Below are 17,195 nucleotides of genomic sequence, written 5' to 3' on the forward strand. Positions count from 1 at the left end.
TCTTAGTCCTTGTCAAATAATTCAGTTGGTTCGTTACAGGTGGGGTGAACTCTGACGCCCTGGGCTACATGTGAGGGGTGGAGTTGTTCGAAGCACGACTGGCACAACGGAATCTCAGCCTTGCTGAGCGTGTACCGCCTGGACGTTGATGTTCGATGGGTAGTCACAGTGATGCCCACGCTCTTTAGTGCAATCGTGTTTCTCTTCAGGGAACCACCTGCCGCCCCAGGAGTCTTGGGCCAGTTCTGGGGGCGCGGGCTAGGCGAGATCTTTTCGAGAAGTTCTGTTGTTGTGCCTGTCCAAGCTCCGCATTCTTCAACGAGGTCACGGATTGCGGATGCAAATAGATTCCCTTCGATAACGTCGAGTGCTGCCGACTCGGTTCTAATCAAGTAGTCCGATAGCGTTTGCCACTCGGTGACTTGGTCAATTGCCGCCAAGACACGTGCAAAGTCAGCCATTCGTGGCATCTTTTCCAGTTGCACGCTCGGCAATACTCTCAATACGGCGGAAAGTAGATCTAGGATTACCCCATGGGTAGACTGACGGATTGAATCAAACTCAGCCTTAACTTCCTTTTCTGTTCTCCGTCCGCTCTCAGGAATCGGTTCTAGGTCAACCTTCAATAGTCTGTCGCTAACATCTCCTTGCAGAGAGCCAGGATCGATGGTTGTCAACGCAATAACTCGTCTGAAATGTAGAACTGTAACATCTGAATCGCTGTAGTTTTCCCGCTTGATGTACCCGTCGCCCGTTACCGCCTTGCACAATGCGTCCTGAAATGAAGGCTTCAGGCTAGATACGTTGTCCAATCCGATGACCGGCGCATTGTATGCATTGGTCGCCCAGTCATCCGCCTTATCCGGCACGTTCTGACTTGGTACGGGCGAAGGGCTGATCAACGTGATTAGCGTGTTCATTGCAGTTGTCTTAGCCGTCCCCTGCTGGCCGTACAGCCCAAGTATCGGGTGTGGAATGTCAGTAATGCAGGCAGCTACCAGCCAACCAACTAGCAGGCGGAATCCGCTTTCGGATACATTCAAGAGGTTTCGAAAGCCTTCCAGGTTTCCACCTCGCGCCGGGCGTGGCATAGGCGACATTAGACCTGTCCGACGAAAGAGTACGGGAGAGGTGTCTATTATTTTCCAGCCCTCAGGAGTGATCGCTATCGCCTCCCCATTTGGCGTGCCCAAGTCGATGTAGTGGGTACCCGCTTGGTCTGCTGCGAATCGCAAAAACACGGGCTCCTCGGGAGCTATCATCGCGTCTCCTTCCAGGACCATCATCATTTCCTGTATCGCTGATGACGATGCTGTGCGCCCTTTTTGCGAGTAGTAGAGAGTAGACAGTTGATTACGGAGACCACCTGCCGTTCCCTTGATTGGCATAGCGATTCCGGGAAGATCATGCCTGACGGCGTAAATCTTGCCCTCCGTGCTTTTTACCATTCGGTAGAGTTTCTTGGCCATTTCAACGAGTTCAGCGGACTGGGTAGGAGCCCTCCTCTGATTTGGCCGACTAGTGGCGCCCATGGCGCGGTCTGCCGCGGGCGGCTCATGTTGTGCGGGCTGAATATAGGGATCATCCAAGATCGAGGCATCATCCGGGATGGGACCGTCTAGTTCTTCGTCGTGGGGAATCGGGACCAAAGAGTATGGCGGGTTCTCACTCATTTCGTGGACCGATCAGGTAGTAGGCGTGAAGTTGAGCAAGGTAGGAAATTTGTTCTGGGCCTGTCATCCTGGCCGCCCTTTTGGCTATCCTGTAGCGGTCATAGCCAGTGATCGGCAGAGTCAACGCAAGGAGACCGACCATTTCACTGGCGAGACTAAATGTTTCGTGGTCGCGCAGATGATGGATCCCCGCTGGGTCAAGTGCTGTTTCAGAGGCCAGGAGTGGACGCACAAGGCAGGAGATCTGGTTTTTCCCCATATTCAGGGGTGAGATTGGACGGAATCCCATGACGAACAATTCGCCAATGAAGGCCATTTTCAGGTGAACCGGGCTCATTCGGTGCGGGCGAATTTCCCGCACCTTAGGATCGCCTTGAGCGTGGAGGTGGACACTGACTTTCAAGAGTTTCGAGCTAGCGGAATCACGCACAGCAAAAGCAGGAATCACGCTGGTGTCCTCGGGGTCTAAGTAGCTCAACACATCATTGGTCGTCAACACTGAGGGGCGATCCTTGAGTAATGAGCGGAGAGTTGTTCCACCGCAAGGAACGGATGATGTATTCATCGTCGGTTCCGCCAATCGGCCTGAAGCTCGACCCAAGCCCACATGCCGAGAAAGACTGTCAGGGTGATATGCATAATGAGCATTCCTATTCACTCCCAATAGTCGAGTCAGCAGCGCTGGTGCTATGGCTGTCTTGCTCTTGGGCAAGGATGACTACGGCTCGGCTGATGGCATCCGCGATTGCTGAGACGCCGGTCAGAGACAGGTCATACTGGTCAATATTGACGGAACAAGTGACAGGGGTGCGGCTCGTTGAATCGGGGGTGAAGTAATCCGATTGGCTAAGCCAAACTGCACCATCGTTTGAAGAAGAATTCTCCAGTAGGTCCACTTCGTAGTGCCGCGCAACGGCATTTTTTTCCACGGGGGAGGTCACAAAAGACCATGCCCGGTCCGCAACGCTCGTAACTCTGGTGGCCCACGCGGGTTTGGCAGGTAGCTCGACTCCGATGGCGTCGGCGTGGAATCCTTGGCCCACAGCTTCCCAATCCGACTCAACCATGAATCCGATGGAGTGCACTGCGTTTCTGATGCCAGACAGTGATTCATCCAGATCCACCAGGCTTGCAAATTTCAGTGTCTGGATACCATTGGCCGACGAGATCTCCACAGTCCACCAATCGGCAGTGACTCCCGCAACTGTCCGGGATACCGACTGCGCGAATACCGTAGCCAACTCGTCGCCGCTGGCCATGGACGACGGTTGCGGGGCAGAACAGAAATAGCACTTATCTGTCGGTGCATTCTCCCAAGTGCTCGGCCAGATGAAATCATGCACTCCAGTGCCGCTGCCGGGGCATTCGATCGCGGTCACTTGGTAACTCGAGTGTCAGTGCGAGAAAAGGAATTTGCATCGAGATAGTCCTGAACGTCACTAAGCCTGTAGAGAACTTTTCGGCCCACTTTGACGAAGTTGACGCCGCCGCCGTTGTACCTCAGGTTTGCCAGCGCTGCCGGGGTGGTGTGTAGCAGGTCAGCAGTCTGCTGCGGTGTGAGCACTTCAAGATCTGTGCCCGTGTATGGAGATGCAGTCATCTCATTCACTTCCTCAAGTAGATTATTAGTCGAGTTTCAATAACACTGTAAATTATTGAGGAAGCACTCAAGGTCTGTCAAGTCAACATTTAGCCTTATTTCCGTACTTAAAACACCTTGATGCTGCATGAGTCTCAGACTGTCAAGTAGACGGATACTTGGCTACTATCGACTGGTGAGCGAAGCAGAGAAATTAGCAACCGTTGTTGGACGCCAAGCGAAGAAGATACGCATGGATGCGGGATGGACCTTGGAGGATATCGCCCGCTGGGCTCGTCGCCGTGGGCTCAAGTGGAGCACTGCCAGGGTGGTGGAATTTGAGAATGGGAAAATTCCGCTGACCCTGGGGACGTTGCTGATTGTGTGTGAAGCGCTGTCGGGAACCAAGACGCTGATTGACACTCGGACAGTGAAACTATCCGACTTGATCCCGGAATCGGGAGTGGTTCAGCTCAATGCCGACTTTTCAACGGATGCCGCGTTAGTGAAAGGCATCCTTGCTGGCCAAGATGTGCAGCTGTATGGAACTGCGGAGGTGGATGAACTCCTTGAAGAGCAAACTAGGGCCCTGAGCATGGTCAACGCGGCCATGGATCTGGCGCCGAAAAACTCGAACAAGCTCATGATGAGAATCGAGCACCAGCATGGCCTTGCGGAAAAGCGCCTAGCCAAATCGTTGGGATTAAGTTCAGTTGAGCTGGTCGCCTGTGAAGCCTCCTTGTGGGGCCAATCAATGAGCGCAGAACGGGCGCAACGGGCCGATGAAGACGCGACCCCTCAAAAACTGGGGAGGATCACGCGGGAACTCAAGGCCGAAATTCAGGATTATTTGAAGTCGAAAAGAGGGGCACTAAGTGGCGACGATTGAGTCTTATGCCACGGCTGGCGGCAAGCGCTACCGCGTGCGCTATCGGACGCCGGCACGTAAGCAGACTGATAAGCGTGGCTTCAAAACTAAGCGGGACGCTGAAGCGTTCGCGGCGACGGTTGAAGTATCCAAGCTGCGCGGTGAGTACATCGACGCGACGGCGGCACGGCTAACGATTGCAGAACTTGGCGCGGAATGGCTGACCAGACAAACGCACCTGAAACCGTCGTCCTATCGTCCGGTGGAGTCTGCTTGGCGGCTCCACGTTGAACCGCTCTGGGGTGTCCAGGCTGTAGCGGATATTCGAAAGACAGCTGTTCAGCAATGGGTGTCGGAGCTGACCACCGGTGACGGGAAGGGGCGTAAGCCCAAGAGTGCAACAGTCGTGATCCGAGCCTATGGCATTCTGGCGAGCATTCTAGATTCTGCTGTGGATGACCGGCGGATTCTGAGCAACCCGTCGCGCGGAGTGAATCTCCCCCGCAAGACCAAAAAGCCCCACGTCTATCTGACGCATGAGCAAGTACATGCCCTTGCGATGACCAGCAAATATCCCACGCTCGTCCTTGTGCTGGCGTACTGCGGCTTGCGTTGGGGTGAAGCGGTGGGACTGCGGGTAAAGGATCTGGACATGCTGCGCCGGCGTATCAACGTCACAGAAAACGCTGTAGAGGTTGGATAGAAAATTGAAATAGGCACGCCCAAGAATCACAAACGCCGAGCCGTGCCATTCCCTCAGTTCCTAGGGGATTCTCTGGCAAAACAGTGTGAAGGCAAAAAACGTGACGACTTGGTGTTCCCAGGTGGAGACGGTAAGCATCTACGGTCAGCCCGCGTGCACGAGGATAGGCAAAGCTGGTTCGGTGGAGCGGTAATTAGATCCGGGATTCCCCGAATCACTCCCCACGACCTACGGCATACAGCGGCAAGTTTCGCTGTGAGCGCTGGGGCAAACGTCAAAGCAGTGCAAAGAATGTTGGGCCATAGCAGCGCCGCCATGACACTAGACACCTATGCAGACCTGTTTGACGACGACCTAGACGCCGTAGCCGACGCGCTACATAAGGCGGTATCGCTTTCAAGTGTGGGCAAAATGTGGGCAAACACCGAATCTTAGAAACAGCGAAGGCCCCTGCTTCCCTTATAAACAAAGGGAAGCAGGGGCCTTGCGACTTGGCGGTGACGGTGGGATTTGAACCCACGTCAGGCTCTCACCTGAACAACATTTCGAGTGTTGCACCTTCGGCCGCTCGGACACGTCACCAACGCGTCAACAATACCGGTTCAAAGCCCCACAACAAAAATGAGCCCACAGACAAGCGCTCACATGGGGCAAGATAGCCCTATGGACAGCGCAATGCGACGTGCCTGGAGCTGGCACAAACAAGGTTTGGACGGATCATTGGCCGGCAGCAACGCCGCAACTGTGTTGGGCAACGCCGGGTGGGCACGGTCCATCGGCGGCGCCAACCCCTACCTGACACTTTTCTCCCGCGCGGGCATTCGCAGGGAAGAGGTTGACGCCGACGTGGTGGCCCTGCGCATCCATGAACTTCCGACGGCGCGCGGCTGCACCTATGTGCTGGGCGCACCCGATTTTGACTGGGCGCTGACGCTCGGAAAGCCAGCTGCCGAGTCCACGCTGAAAGTCTTGGACAGACTAGGGGTGGCCAGGGACGAAGTCCACGCCCTTGAAGCGCAAACTTTGCAGGTCCTGCAGGATGCTGCCACCAGCGGCGAGGGGCCCCTAGATCCCAAACAGCTCAAGGAACTACTGGGCGACGCCGTGCGCAGCCTGGGCGAGGAGGGCAAGAAGAAAGGTGCCTCCACCACGCTGCCCACCGTTCTGGGTCTGCTGCAAGCCGATGGCCGCATCCGCAGGGTCCCCGTCAATGGCAGGCTCGACCAGCAACGCTACGCCTACGCGGCCTGGGGCCTGCCGCCATCGCCGGAGTCGCCCGAGCAGGCCCGGGCCAAACTGATGGAGAACTATCTGGGCTGGACGGGCGGAGCCACGCTCAAACAGACCCAGTGGTTTACCGCGTTCACAGTGGCACAGACCAAGGCTGCGCTCGCAGCCGCCCAGGCGGTGGAGGCCCACGGGATGTGGATGCTGCCAGCCGACGCGCAGAAGGCAGCAGACTTTGTCCCTGAAAAGGAGGAGCAAATCCAACTCCTTGCCAGCAGCGATTCACTGTTCCTGCTTCGCCGCAATGCTGCCGAGCACGTTGCCGACGAGGATGCTGACCTGAAGTTCCTCGACGCCAAACTCTCGCTTCAGGGCGATTTGCCCGACCACCCCATTGTGGACCGCGGCCGCATCATTGGCCTGTGGCAGTACGATCCCGGCCAGGAACGCATTGCCCACTGGCTCTTCAGCGCGCCCACCAGCGCCGTGATGCACAAGATCCAGGAGGTGGCGGCGTTCATTCGCGAGGACCTGCGCGACTTCCGCACCTTCAGCCTTGATTCGCCGCAAAGCCGGCAAAAGCGGATCGACGCCCTCAACGCGGCGGGCTGAAAGTGGCTAGGGTGGTGCGGTCGCGGATAGCAGCGGTGTTGGCATCGCTGGGGCTGTCTTGCCTCGCGTTGGCCGCCTGTACGCAGCCGGGAATGTCGCAGCCGTGCCTCCCACCGTCGTTCTCGCTCAGCCCCGCCACAGCCAAGTCCGGCGCGAGCATCACCGTCGCGGCGGATGACGCCAGCTGCAACCCACGGTACGGTGAGAACGCCCAGATTCAGGTGGAAGTGTACGACGGTTCCGGCGCCAAAGTTCTTGAGACGCTGGCGCCCATGAACGACGCCGGTGCGTTCAGTGTGAGCCTCGACCTGCCGACTGATGCAGTCCCCGGCGAGGGCATGGTGGCCGCCTACCCTTACAACGTGGATTGGTGTGATGACATGGGGCGGAACAACCGCGTTGGGGCCCTTGGTGCGCAGGAAATCACGCTGGTGTCCTGCGCGATCCCGTCCATGCCGCTCCGGATTGAGCCGTAGCGGGCCGTCTCTTAGCGGTGTCCGCTGAAAAAGTCCTTCAGCAGCGCCGCACATTCGTCCTCGCGAACACCGGGAAAAACTTCCACCCAATGGTTGAGCCGGCGTTCCCGGAGCACGTCAAACACTGATCCTGCCGCCCCAGCCTTCTCATCCCACGCCCCAAAAACAACGCGCGGCACCCTCGCCAGCACAATGGCCCCGGCACACATGGTGCACGGCTCCAGCGTGACCACCAGTGTGCAGTCATTCAACCGCCAAGAACCCAGTTTCGCTGCGGCTTCGCGGATCGCCACCACCTCGGCATGGGCCGTGGGGTCTCCGTGCGCTTCACGTTCGTTGCGCCCCAAACCCAGGACGTCGCCGTCGGGCCCTAGGACGACGGCGCCAATGGGGACATCCCCTGTGGTCAGGGCCCGGCGGGCTTCCGTGAGGGCAAGGCCCATCCATCCGGCGTGAAAAGCCGTGGCGGTGGTCTCGATTGGGTGAGATTTCTCGGTGTTGGGCACGGCTCAATGGTAGCTTTTATTCATGCGCGTACTGGTTGCGGATCATCCGCTAATTGCCCACAAGTTGACTGTCCTGCGGAACAAGGACACTCCGTCCTCCGTTTTCCGTCAGCTGACCGAAGAACTTGTCACCTTGTTGGCCTATGAAGCAACGCGGGAAGTTCGCGTGGAACCGGTCAACATTGAGACACCCGTGACCTCCACCGTGGGTACCGGCCTGAGTAAGCCCACACCGTTGGTGGTGCCGATCCTGCGCGCAGGACTTGGCATGTTGGAGGGCATGACCCGTCTGCTGCCCACCGCCGAGGTTGGTTTCCTGGGTATGGCCCGCAACGAGGAAACCCTCGAGGCCATCACCTACGCCGAGCGCCTCCCCGAGGACCTCACCGGCCGCCAGGTCTACGTGCTGGACCCCATGCTGGCCACCGGCGGCACCTTGATCGAAGCCTTCAAGTTCCTCTTTGACCGCGGCGCCGCAGACATCACCTGCATCTGCCTGCTGGCCGCACCGGAAGGTCTGGCCAAGCTCGAGGCCGCCCACGGCGACCGCGACAACGTGCACGTAGTTCTTGCCTCGATCGATGAGGGCCTGGATGAGAACTCCTACATCGTGCCCGGACTGGGCGACGCCGGCGACCGCCTCTATGGCGTAGCGGAGTAATCCCCAACCCCTCCCACCGCTCGCAAGCTCGCGGCGGGGCCCTCGGGGTTGTGGGCCCATCAACCCCTCCCACCGCTCGCAAGCTCGCGGCGGGGCCCTCGGGGTTGTGGGCCCACCAACCCCTATTCCAAAAATGCCGCCGTTCCCGCTTTTTGCCACCGATAGACAGGTGGCATTTTGCGGGAACGGCGGCATTTTTCGTAGGGGAGGCCACGAGTGGCTACAGCAGCGAGCGCAGCGGCGTCCAGCCCACGGGCAGCGGACCCTTAATGGCAGCTCGGTGCCTATCGGCATCGGCTGACCAGCCCTGGGCGGCATGTGAACCGGCGTCGCCAACGGCTCCGCGCGCCATCCGGAAGCCCACATCTTCCAGGACGGCATCCGGGGCGCTGCCGCGGCGCACGGAGGACCGGGCGCTCCATGAAGGATCATCCCAGCCGGCACCCCGCAAACTTCTGTAATCGCCGTAGCGGGCCGTGTCGGCGTAATCCCAGCACCATTCCCACACGTTGCCGATCATGTCGAACAAGCCAAAGCTGTTCCCGGCCTTGCCAGCAACTGGTTGAGGCCCCTCAACCTCATCCAGTGCTGTCCAGGCAATAGCGGAGAGCGAACCGTAGATGGGTGTCACGGTGCCCGCGCGAGCCGCCCATTCCCATTCGGCCTCGGTGGGCAGCCGGTAGCCGTCAGCGCTGACATCCCAGCCCACCTCACGACCGCTCACACTGTAGGCGGGCGCATAGCCAGCCAGAGTGGAGGCGGCGTTGCACCACTGCACGGCGTCGAACCAGGTGACGGGGTGCGCAGGCACGCTGGCAGCTAAAGGCGAGGCTCCGGCGTCGTCCATGACAGCACGCCAAGTGGCCGAGGTGACCTGCGTCCGGCCCAGCCAAAATGGTGTCAATGAAACGTCGCGGGTGGATTCCGATCGGGCGTCGCGCAGCGCAATGCTGCCGCCGGGGATAGGCATCAGCGCATCCGGATCCGAAAAATCACCAGTCACAATCACTCAGCCCCTAGTTCAAGAAGTTGCTTAGTACCAGCCCACGGATTCGGAGTGGCCCCAGGCGCCACACGGTGAACCGTAGCGGCCTTCGATGTAGCTCAAACCCCAGCGGATCTGGGTCTGGAAGTTGGTGCTCCAGTCGCTGCCTTCGCTGTCCATCTTGTTGGCCGGCAGGGACTGGGCAATGCCGTAGGCGCCGCTGGAGGCGTTCTCTGCCGAGGTGAGCCATTCGGACTCGCGCTGCCAGAGCAGGGTGAGGCAGCTCATCTGGTCAGCGCCCCAGCCATGGGCGGCCATTTGCCCGGAGGCGTAGGCCTTTGCGGCGGCGGGGTCATCCACGGCAACAGGGGCAGGCGCTGCGGTAACGGCTTTGACCTGCTCCGCTTCGGCCTTGACGGCGGCAGGAGTGGCCGCGGCCTTTGGCGAAGAGCTGACAGCGATGCCGGGGAAGCTAATGGCAGCATCCGTGGGAACTGACACGGCCGGTGCCGGAACCGAGCGGTCCACGGCGGAAACCAGGCTGGTGTTGCCCTGGTCGGAAAGAGTGTTTTCCACGGACTGTGCCACGGAGCCGGCTGCCACCAACGCGCCGAGCACTGCCACGGCAGCCATGCATTTGGCGGTGGCCGCTACGGGGGAGGATTTGCTGGCTGCGCGTGTTCCGTTGCTTGCGGAAGCGAGCCCAAAAAGGGAGGGACGGCGGGTTGATTCGGCGCGACGACGGCCGCGCTGCTGTGGTGCAGACATAGTTGTAGCCTCTCTACGCCTGCGAGGTGAGCTGTCGGGAACGGACTAGAGAATCCGGCTACGCAGTAATGGCAGGCAGAGTTCACTGCTTGAAAGAACTGCGGTGGCTTAACCCCAAGGGCTTCCATATGGAAGGCCCGCAAAGATTGGGTCCCCCGTCTCTGCCATGGGAATGGAGGGAAATGGGCGGCGGCAGAGCTCGGCGATCCGTCCATTTGTGCCAAAAATCGTAGGTGATTCAGCAGGCACAAATATCAGACTAGTCCATAAGGACAGTCATGTCACGTTTTGGTAACAACCTTTGTAGTGGGGTGAGTGGCATGGTGAGCAATCTTTCATTTACTTAGCAATGCTAACCATCTAGGGTGAAAAGCAAGACGATACGAAACTTTTTCTTTAGGTAGCTGACACGTGATGACTGAAACTTCTCTAAGCACTACGACGCCGGACAGGGCAGCTTTGGCGTCCCGCAAGCCCATCGGCGTGGCACCCCTGGCAGCTGAATTGCGGGTGGCGATTATGCGCACCTCCCGGCGGCTGCGGGCCGAGGCTGCCACCAGGGAGATCAGCCCGGGGCAGTATTCGGTTCTGGCGGCCGTGCTCAGAGGTCCGCAAACTGTGGGCTGGCTGGCTGTGCGCGAGCAGATTCAAGCGCCCTCCATGACACGGATTGTGAATGCGCTGGCTGAAGCCGGGCTGGTGAGCCGCGAAGAGAATCCCCAGGACAAGCGCCAGGTGCTGGTTCAAATTACCGAGTCAGGAGCCGCCGCGCTGCTGCGGGCACGCTCAAAACGAACCGCCTGGCTGGCCAAGCGCGTGGCGGACCTAACCCCGAAGCAGCGTGCAACACTGCACGAGGCAGCTCTGATTTTGCAGGAGATGAGCTCCTAAATGAGTTCCATGTTCCGTTCGCTGAGAGTTTTCAACTACCGGCTCTGGGTGACAGGAGCCCTGGTGTCCAATATCGGTACCTGGATGCAGCGCGTCGCCCAGGACTGGCTGGTCCTGACGGTCCTCACCAATCATTCAGGCACCGCTGCCGGCATTACCACGGGCCTGCAATTCTTGCCCATCGTGTTCCTGGGGCCCTACGCAGGGCTGGTGGGCGACCGCGTCAACAAGAGGAAACTGCTGCTCATCACCCAAACCGCCATGGGAATTTGTGCGCTTTTGTTGGGAATATTGGTTGTCACGGGGGCTGTACAACTGTGGCACGTTTATGTATTGGCCACCCTGCTGGGTGTGGCCAGCGCCTTCGATGCCCCCTCACGTCAGGCGTTTGTGTCCCAGGTGGTTGCCAAGGAGGATGTGCCCAACGCCGTGGCGCTCAACAGTGCGTCCTTCAACCTGGCCCGCCTGGCAGGGCCCGGCGTTGCGGGTCTGGTCATTGCGCTGGTGGGAACGGGGCCGGCCTTCTTGATCAATGCCGCGAGCTTTGCTGCCGTGATCGTCTCGCTGTGGCGCATGCGCACCAGCGAGCTCATTCCCGCAGTGCGGGTGCCCCGGGCCAAGGGGCAGATTCGTGAAGGCTTTGTTTACATCAGGCAGCGCCCGGATTTGATGATGATCATGGTGCTGGTGTTCCTGGTGGCCACCTTTGGGATGAACTTTCAAATCACCAACGCACTCATGGCCACGGCAGTTTTCCATGTGGGGCCGGGGGAGTACGGGCTGCTTGGCTCGGTCATGGCCATTGGCACCCTGGCTGCGGCGTTGCTGGCTGCCAGGCGCAAGACCATGCGCATGGTCTACATCGTCGGTGGCGCGCTGGCCTTCGGCGTGACGGTGGGCGTGGCCGCCTTCATGCCCAGCTTTGCCCTCTACGCCATTGCCCTGGTGCCGGTGGGGTTGGCCTCACTGACGTTCATGAACGCGTGCAATACCACCGTGCAGCTGACCACCGACTCCGCCATGCGTGGACGCGTGCTGGCCGTCTATATGGTGGTGATGCAGGGCGGGACGCCCATTGGAGCGCCGTTGGTGGGGTGGATCGCCACGGAATTCGGCCCCCGCTGGTCGCTGGGCTTGGGCGGCGTTGTGGCAGTTGTTGCTGGTCTTGCTGCGCTGCTGATGCTGAACAAGCGCAACAACGTCACGATGCGGGAGCAAATTGCTGCCCTCCGCCCGTTCGCCTTGGCGCGGGCACTCCACCGCTAGCTGCCGGCCACGAGGCACCCCCAGCCAGCCAAGGTCCTACGTCCAGCGCTTTAGGTAAACATTTGTTTACCTAGCGTAAAAAACTGGGAAAAAGCTGGGTTTCAGTGGGAACTTGTCGAGGGCATAGTAATCGTGCAAAAACTTGGTTTGAACAAAATTATCAAAATAGTGAGTCCAGCAAAATATGTGCGCGTGCATTACGCGATTATGGTGATTATCTTTGACTCAAATCGTCATTTTCCGTCAAATTGAGAGTAAAACTACAATGTAAGGTTCATCACAAATTAGAGCACAATCTCACATGCTGGACGTTTGGGGTCTTTGTTACTTGCAAGGATGCTTTGTTACGTAGGACACTGACGTATGTGAACACCCACTCAGTGAATTCTGCAGCAGCAGCAACTGTCCGCCTCGAAGCGAGGGGACAGTTTTTGCGCAGTTGTCGAATGCAGGCCTAGATCGCAATACCTGGAAGCCATTGGGGGATGTAGCAACACATGGCAAATTTCAGGCTTTGGCCCATGGGCTGGCCCTCGTAAAGAGGGCAATAAAGCTCTGGATTCTCAGAGCTGAAGGAAGCATTCGCGCCGTCGAGTACGGCCATACACCTTAGGTAGTTCAATGTCAGTAGCATCCGGATACGTCCACATCTCCGTTAGAAACGCCGCCAAGGCCGTTGCCCGCAACAGCAGTCAGGGCGCGCTGGCCCATTCTGCTCATACTGAGCACCCCGGATACTCAGGCGCCTACCGTCCCGACACGACCACTGCCGCATCCCGGCTGCGTGCTGTCCCCGCAGCTGAGGGCTACCCCATGACGGCGCCCACCCCGGTGATTGCCGGCGGCGACAAACTGCGCGGTGTCAGCCCGGACAATGTGGCACGAGGATTTGTTCTGTACGTCGGCGTGGATGAAGACACGGCCGCCGCAGCCGGAACGTCCCTGGCCAAACTGGCGCAGGACATCCGTGCCTACGCTCAAAGCCTGGTGCCGCAAGCCCAGAGCTACGCAGCCGTGGCGATTGCGCCGTCGGACGCTGTTGGCACCGCCTTGGACGTTGTCCGCTCCACCTTTGGAGACCCCACCGTGGCCAGCCGCCAACGCCAGGAAACAGTTCGCGTCCCGGTTGCCGATCAGCGACCCACGGGCGTCCTGATCGATCTGGCCCGCCGCGAAGTGCACCTCGACGGTGACACCCTGAACCTCACGTTCAAGGAATTCGAGCTGCTGAACTACCTGGTGGAAAACGGCACTCGTACAGTGGGCCGCGACGAACTCCTTGAGGGCCTCTGGAGCAACGCCGACGAGGTCCCCAACGAGCGCACCATCGACGTTCACATCCGCCGCCTGCGCTCCAAGCTGGGCCGCCTGGCCAACACCGTCCGCACCGTCCGCGGCGAAGGCTACCGCTTCTACGAGCACCCCGAAGTGGTTGTTTGGGCCGCCCCGGAATACTCCATCTGACGCTGGTCCCGGACTAGTTCCGGCACGTACGACGGCGGTTGTCTCACCTTAGGTGTGGCAACCGCCGTCGTACTGCTTTAAGTGTCACTAAACTGTGAACATGAGCGAACACCACATTAAAAAGTTGATCTTGATGCGCCATGCCAAGGCGGCTTTTCCGCTGGGTGTGGAAGACCACGACAGGCCGTTGGCCCAGCGCGGCCATACTGAAGCGCCGCTGGCCGGCAAATGGCTGGTGGAGAACTCGGTGCTCCCCGACTTCATCCTGTGTTCCTCTGCCCTGCGAACCCGACAAACCTGCACCTGGGTGTGCCAGCAATTGGCGGACAAGGCTCCCACACCCAAGCTCGAGACAGCGCTCTACGCCGCCGGGGCCACCTCCATGCTCTCGGTGGTCAACCATGTGCCGGAAACCGTGAACACGCTCATGGTGATCAGTCACATGCCCGGCATCCAGTCCCTGGCCCTGCGCCTGGCCTCACGGGATTCGGATCAGGACGCCTACATGGACCTGGCGTCAGGCTTCCCCACCAGCGGATTCGCCGTCTTTGACTACACCGGTGACTGGGCAACCCTTGACGGTCAGGATGCCCAGCTGAGCAACTTTGTGGTGCCGCGCTAGGCCCCAGTGGGTGGGCTCCAGCGCTTAGGTTCTACGCCTCGATCTCCGGCATCAACGTCTTCAGCGTCCACGTCTTCTTCTTGTTCACGGCCGCCCAGGCAAACAGCAAACCGAGCACCGTGTAGCCCAGCAGACCCAACACAATGGGTATCAACGGCGCCAAATCCGCGCCATAAATCAGGTGCCGCATGCCCTCCACCACATGCCCCATGGGCAGGATCTGATGCATGATGTGCAGCGGTTCGGGCGTGGTCTGCCACGGGAAAGTGCCGCCGGAGGAAACCAGCTGGAGCACCAGCAAGATCAGCACCACAAACTTCCCCGGCGTGCCCAGAAGCGCCACAATTCCCTGAATCAGGGCGGTAAACGCCAGCGACGCCAGCAACAACAGACCCAGGGTCAGCCACGGGTGGCTCGGCTCCAGCCCCAACCCAAACTTCACTACCGCGTACAGCAGCAGGGCCTGCCCCGTGGCGACTGCGGCAAATGGCAGCCAGCCGCCCACGGCAATCTTCCAGGACGGGGCGTTGGAGGCCAGGGCGCGCACAGTCAAAGGCCGCATGACCTGGACCAGCATAAACGCACCAATCCACAGGGCCAGGACCAGGAAGAACGGCGCCAGGCCGGATCCGTAGTTCGCGGCCTTGGCCTGCGAGATGGAATCCACGCGGATGGGATCGGCAATGACGCCGGCTGCGTTGAGCTTGTCCTTGTCGTTGGGATCCGGCACCGAACCTGCGCCGCTGAGCAACTGTTTGGACAATTCGGCAGCGCCAGTGGAAAGCTTGCCGGACCCGTCTTTCAAATCGCCCGCACCGGTGTTGAGCTTGGTGGCGCCGGCCGCCAACTGGTTTGCTCCGTCCAAGGCTGATTCTTGCCCGTCTGCCAAAGTGGCCGCACCTGCGGAAAGCTCCCCGGCCCCGGCATGGGCCTGGGCAATCGCAGCGGTGAGTGTCGGCGTGGCGCCGGCCAGCTTGGCAGCACCTTCTGCCACGGCGGCGGAGCCGTCGGCCAGTTTTTGGATGTCGGCTGCGTCCGTGGCCAGCTGATTCCTTAAATCGGTGACGGTGGGACTCGTCGCTGCGCCGGCCAGCGAGGAGCGGATCGCCGCCGCCTGTGCTTGTGTGAGAACTCCGTCGCTGAGTAGTTGTGTCAGCTTGTCGTTGATAGCCGCCGTGGCAGCGGCATCCACCTTCCCTGCCGTCCCAATGGCGCCCTGGACTTTATCATTCAACGCAGCGTTGCCGGCCGCCACCGCGGCGGCACCGGCGGAGAGTTTCTTGGTGTCATCGGGCAGTGTTGCGGTTTGGGATTCCAGCTGGCCCAAGCCCTTGTCCAGGGCTGCGGCACCAGCCTGAAGCTGCTTGGCACCGGTCACTAGCTTCGTTTGGCCCGCCACCAGGTCATTGGTGCCGTTGCGAAGGTCCCCCGTGCCGGTTTTCAGCGTCCCAACTCCCGTGTCCAAGGTGGCGGCACCCTCGGCGAGCTGTTGGGCGCCGTCGGCCGCTTTCACCAGCTGGGCATGGATGGTCCCGTAGCCGCTCAACAAAGAGTTGGCCGTCTGCAGTCCCACCTGCTGCGCCACCGACGCGTGGACCTGGGTGGTTACCTTGTCCACAATGGAGGTCAACAGATAGTTGTTGGCGTCGTTGGTGGTCACGCTCATCATGGCCTGTGTGGCCGAGTCAAAATTCTCCGGCGACGCCAGATTGGCAGAAAAATCCTTCGGAATCACCAGGGCAAAGGCAAACTCGCCGTTCTTCACGCCCTCATTGGCCTCGGCAGGAGTGTCCACCAGCCGCCAGTCGAACTTGTGGCCCTCCACCAAATTTTCCGCCACATCCTCGCCAACGCGCAGTTCCTTGCCGTCCTTGGTGACAACACCTTCATCCTGGACCACCACGGCGGCCTTGAGCTGATCCAAATTGCCGTAGGGATCCCAGTTGGCGTACAGGTACACGGCACCATAGAGCAGCGGGACCATCACCATGGCCACAATCGTGAGCTTGGGCAGCAGGCCGCCCGTCATGCGCTTGAGTTCGGACAAGGCCAATCGGAAGACTGTCACTGGATTTCCTCCGTGGTGTGCTTTGCTGTTTCACTGGCGGGTGTTTCGACGGCGGGTGTTTCGACGGCGGGTGAGTCCGCAGCGGGCTCGTCCGGTTCCGGCTCCGGTTCCGCAGCTACGGCGGCAGGGGGCTCCACGCCGTCGGACACGGCATGCGCATGGGCGTTGCCGGCAACTGCGGCGCAACCGTCCCAATCATCGGGCAGCCTGCCCACCACGCCAACCACCATCAAGGGTCGGAGCGGGGCATCGGCGGGTGCATCGGGGTCCAAGCCCAAGGAGCCGCTGGCCGTCCGCTCCAGGAGGGGCAGCCAGGCGGAGACGTCTGCTGTGTGGCGGTCAGGGGAGTCCACAACCACCACGTCAACATCCTTGTTGGCCAGCGCCAATTCAAGTTGCAGGTGCAGGAGCCGGGCGGGTTCAAGTTCCTCCACCCATTTCTCCAAGATGTCCCTGAAGCCGTGCTTGACCAGCCACTCCGTGGGGCGCGTGCGGTCGCGGAACTTGAAGGGGACCAGCGCCAGGTCCTCCGATGTCAGGGACCGCACGGTGAGATGGTTCTCGGGGGCATTGACGTCAGGGGCGTCCACAATGGCGCTGCGGCGTCGCAGGGACACCATGGATCCGTCGTGTCCCAGGGACACAGTGCCCGTGGAAGGCTTCATGCGGCCCGTCAAGGCCAGGGCAAGGGCTGTGCGCCGCTCCTGGCCGTCGGCTTGAATCAGGAGCACTTGTGCCTTGCGTGCCTCCACGGAGGTCGCGGGAAGCAGCGTGTGCCTGCGCCCATCGATGTGCAACTGGTGAGCAACGAGCATTGGGCGCTCCT

Annotated in this window: 19 protein-coding genes, 1 tRNA gene and 1 riboswitch; of the genes, 10 read left to right on the forward strand and 10 right to left on the reverse strand. The window is 60.1% G+C overall.

Annotated features, from left to right (window positions below):
• Positions 1 to 2 precede the first annotated feature (2 nt).
• From CVS27_RS01865 to CVS27_RS01880, 4 genes are all read right to left on the reverse strand, one after another.
• Positions 3 to 1,673 (reverse strand): AICE element replication initiation protein, encoded by a 1,671-nt coding sequence (locus tag CVS27_RS01865; RefSeq protein ID WP_133162851.1) that lies wholly within the window; start codon positions 1,671 to 1,673, stop codon positions 3 to 5.
• On the reverse strand, positions 1,666 to 2,169 hold the full coding sequence (locus tag CVS27_RS01870; RefSeq protein WP_133162852.1) for a hypothetical protein: 504 nt from the start codon (positions 2,167 to 2,169) through the stop codon (positions 1,666 to 1,668). Before CVS27_RS01870 ends, CVS27_RS01865 begins: the two co-directional genes overlap by 8 nt.
• Before the next feature lie 154 nt (positions 2,170 to 2,323).
• Positions 2,324 to 2,932 (reverse strand): hypothetical protein, encoded by a 609-nt coding sequence (locus tag CVS27_RS01875; RefSeq protein WP_103464030.1) that lies wholly within the window; start codon positions 2,930 to 2,932, stop codon positions 2,324 to 2,326.
• A gap of 116 nt (positions 2,933 to 3,048) precedes the next feature.
• The gene (locus CVS27_RS01880) at positions 3,049 to 3,273 is read right to left on the reverse strand and encodes a helix-turn-helix domain-containing protein (protein ID WP_103464031.1); all 225 of its coding nucleotides are present in this window, start codon (positions 3,271 to 3,273) and stop codon (positions 3,049 to 3,051) included.
• Positions 3,274 to 3,448: 175 nt separating this feature from the next.
• Here CVS27_RS01880 and CVS27_RS01885 point away from each other — a divergent pair, with 175 nt between their 5' ends.
• The 3 genes from CVS27_RS01885 to CVS27_RS21550 are packed head-to-tail and all read left to right on the forward strand — an operon-like array spanning position 3,449 to position 5,258.
• A complete protein-coding gene (locus CVS27_RS01885; protein WP_133162853.1) occupies positions 3,449 to 4,141 on the forward strand; it encodes a helix-turn-helix domain-containing protein in 693 nt (230 codons plus the stop codon).
• Positions 4,128 to 4,823 carry a site-specific integrase gene (locus CVS27_RS21545; protein ID WP_306418471.1) on the forward strand — a complete coding sequence of 232 codons (696 nt, stop codon included), beginning with the start codon at positions 4,128 to 4,130 and terminating at the stop codon, positions 4,821 to 4,823. The genes CVS27_RS01885 and CVS27_RS21545 overlap by 14 nt, the downstream gene beginning before the upstream one ends.
• Before the next feature lie 9 nt (positions 4,824 to 4,832).
• On the forward strand, positions 4,833 to 5,258 hold the full coding sequence (locus CVS27_RS21550; RefSeq protein ID WP_306418474.1) for a tyrosine-type recombinase/integrase: 426 nt from the start codon (positions 4,833 to 4,835) through the stop codon (positions 5,256 to 5,258).
• A gap of 57 nt (positions 5,259 to 5,315) precedes the next feature.
• Here CVS27_RS21550 and CVS27_RS01895 read toward each other — a convergent pair.
• A tRNA-Ser gene (locus tag CVS27_RS01895) sits at positions 5,316 to 5,405 on the reverse strand.
• Between the two features lie 81 nt (positions 5,406 to 5,486).
• Between CVS27_RS01895 and CVS27_RS01900 the strand changes: the two genes are divergently transcribed.
• Together CVS27_RS01900 and CVS27_RS01905 are read left to right on the forward strand one after the other, a co-directional pair.
• Entirely contained in the window at positions 5,487 to 6,662 is a 1,176-nt protein-coding gene (locus CVS27_RS01900) for a DNA glycosylase AlkZ-like family protein (protein WP_243400012.1), read from the forward strand.
• Positions 6,663 to 6,754: 92 nt separating this feature from the next.
• Positions 6,755 to 7,138: a hypothetical protein gene (locus CVS27_RS01905; protein ID WP_243400013.1), complete on the forward strand. Its 384-nt coding sequence runs from the start codon at positions 6,755 to 6,757 to the stop codon at positions 7,136 to 7,138.
• An 11-nt stretch (positions 7,139 to 7,149) separates the two neighbouring features.
• Here the strand turns inward: CVS27_RS01905 and tadA are convergent, their stop codons facing one another.
• On the reverse strand, positions 7,150 to 7,581 hold the full coding sequence (gene tadA, locus CVS27_RS01910) for a tRNA adenosine(34) deaminase TadA (RefSeq protein WP_103464123.1): 432 nt from the start codon (positions 7,579 to 7,581) through the stop codon (positions 7,150 to 7,152).
• Positions 7,582 to 7,666: 85 nt separating this feature from the next.
• Between tadA and upp the strand changes: the two genes are divergently transcribed.
• Positions 7,667 to 8,305 carry a uracil phosphoribosyltransferase gene (upp, locus tag CVS27_RS01915; protein ID WP_103464034.1) on the forward strand — a complete coding sequence of 213 codons (639 nt, stop codon included), beginning with the start codon at positions 7,667 to 7,669 and terminating at the stop codon, positions 8,303 to 8,305.
• 220 nt (positions 8,306 to 8,525) lie between these two features.
• Here the strand turns inward: upp and CVS27_RS01920 are convergent, their stop codons facing one another.
• Both CVS27_RS01920 and CVS27_RS01925 read right to left on the reverse strand, forming a co-directional pair.
• Positions 8,526 to 9,275 carry a formylglycine-generating enzyme family protein gene (locus CVS27_RS01920; RefSeq protein WP_103464124.1) on the reverse strand — a complete coding sequence of 250 codons (750 nt, stop codon included), beginning with the start codon at positions 9,273 to 9,275 and terminating at the stop codon, positions 8,526 to 8,528.
• A 63-nt stretch (positions 9,276 to 9,338) separates the two neighbouring features.
• A complete protein-coding gene (locus CVS27_RS01925) occupies positions 9,339 to 10,058 on the reverse strand; it encodes an aggregation-promoting factor C-terminal-like domain-containing protein (protein ID WP_103464035.1) in 720 nt (239 codons plus the stop codon).
• A 2-nt stretch (positions 10,059 to 10,060) separates the two neighbouring features.
• Positions 10,061 to 10,257, reverse strand: a riboswitch (cyclic di-AMP (ydaO/yuaA leader).
• Positions 10,258 to 10,472: 215 nt separating this feature from the next.
• Between CVS27_RS01925 and CVS27_RS01930 the strand changes: the two genes are divergently transcribed.
• From CVS27_RS01930 to CVS27_RS01945, 4 genes are all read left to right on the forward strand, one after another.
• The gene (locus CVS27_RS01930) at positions 10,473 to 10,949 is read left to right on the forward strand and encodes a MarR family winged helix-turn-helix transcriptional regulator (RefSeq protein WP_103464036.1); all 477 of its coding nucleotides are present in this window, start codon (positions 10,473 to 10,475) and stop codon (positions 10,947 to 10,949) included.
• A complete protein-coding gene (locus tag CVS27_RS01935; RefSeq protein WP_243400014.1) occupies positions 10,950 to 12,215 on the forward strand; it encodes an MFS transporter in 1,266 nt (421 codons plus the stop codon).
• Between the two features lie 621 nt (positions 12,216 to 12,836).
• Entirely contained in the window at positions 12,837 to 13,679 is an 843-nt protein-coding gene (locus CVS27_RS01940) for a winged helix-turn-helix domain-containing protein (protein ID WP_103464037.1), read from the forward strand.
• A 100-nt stretch (positions 13,680 to 13,779) separates the two neighbouring features.
• Positions 13,780 to 14,301 (forward strand): SixA phosphatase family protein, encoded by a 522-nt coding sequence (locus tag CVS27_RS01945; RefSeq protein ID WP_103464038.1) that lies wholly within the window; start codon positions 13,780 to 13,782, stop codon positions 14,299 to 14,301.
• Positions 14,302 to 14,332: 31 nt separating this feature from the next.
• Here the strand turns inward: CVS27_RS01945 and CVS27_RS01950 are convergent, their stop codons facing one another.
• Entirely contained in the window at positions 14,333 to 16,369 is a 2,037-nt protein-coding gene (locus CVS27_RS01950; protein ID WP_103464039.1) for a YhgE/Pip family protein, read from the reverse strand.
• Entirely contained in the window at positions 16,366 to 17,184 is an 819-nt protein-coding gene (locus CVS27_RS01955) for an ABC transporter ATP-binding protein (RefSeq protein ID WP_103464040.1), read from the reverse strand. Before CVS27_RS01955 ends, CVS27_RS01950 begins: the two co-directional genes overlap by 4 nt.
• Positions 17,185 to 17,195: the final 11 nt, after the last annotated feature.

Source organism: Arthrobacter glacialis, from assembly GCF_002909445.1.
GTDB classification, from domain to species: Bacteria; Actinomycetota; Actinomycetes; order Actinomycetales; family Micrococcaceae; genus Specibacter; species Specibacter glacialis.

Bases quoted from the DNA above. Each gene is read 5' to 3' on its own strand.
- CVS27_RS01865 (WP_133162851.1), bottom strand. From the start codon at position 1,673: ATGAGTGAGAACCCGCCATACTCTTTGGTCCCGATTCCCCACGACGAA.
- CVS27_RS01875 (WP_103464030.1), bottom strand. From the start codon at position 2,932: ATGGCCAGCGGCGACGAGTTGGCTACGGTATTCGCGCAGTCGGTATCC.
- CVS27_RS01880 (WP_103464031.1), bottom strand. From the start codon at position 3,273: ATGACTGCATCTCCATACACGGGCACAGATCTTGAAGTGCTCACACCG.
- CVS27_RS01900 (WP_243400012.1), top strand. From the start codon at position 5,487: ATGGACAGCGCAATGCGACGTGCCTGGAGCTGGCACAAACAAGGTTTG.
- CVS27_RS01905 (WP_243400013.1), top strand. From the start codon at position 6,755: ATGTCGCAGCCGTGCCTCCCACCGTCGTTCTCGCTCAGCCCCGCCACA.
- tadA (WP_103464123.1), bottom strand. From the start codon at position 7,581: ATGGGCCTTGCCCTCACGGAAGCCCGCCGGGCCCTGACCACAGGGGAT.
- upp (WP_103464034.1), top strand. From the start codon at position 7,667: ATGCGCGTACTGGTTGCGGATCATCCGCTAATTGCCCACAAGTTGACT.
- CVS27_RS01920 (WP_103464124.1), bottom strand. From the start codon at position 9,275: ATGCCTATCCCCGGCGGCAGCATTGCGCTGCGCGACGCCCGATCGGAA.
- CVS27_RS01925 (WP_103464035.1), bottom strand. From the start codon at position 10,058: ATGTCTGCACCACAGCAGCGCGGCCGTCGTCGCGCCGAATCAACCCGC.
- CVS27_RS01930 (WP_103464036.1), top strand. From the start codon at position 10,473: ATGACTGAAACTTCTCTAAGCACTACGACGCCGGACAGGGCAGCTTTG.
- CVS27_RS01935 (WP_243400014.1), top strand. From the start codon at position 10,950: ATGAGTTCCATGTTCCGTTCGCTGAGAGTTTTCAACTACCGGCTCTGG.
- CVS27_RS01940 (WP_103464037.1), top strand. From the start codon at position 12,837: ATGTCAGTAGCATCCGGATACGTCCACATCTCCGTTAGAAACGCCGCC.
- CVS27_RS01945 (WP_103464038.1), top strand. From the start codon at position 13,780: ATGAGCGAACACCACATTAAAAAGTTGATCTTGATGCGCCATGCCAAG.
- CVS27_RS01955 (WP_103464040.1), bottom strand. From the start codon at position 17,184: ATGCTCGTTGCTCACCAGTTGCACATCGATGGGCGCAGGCACACGCTG.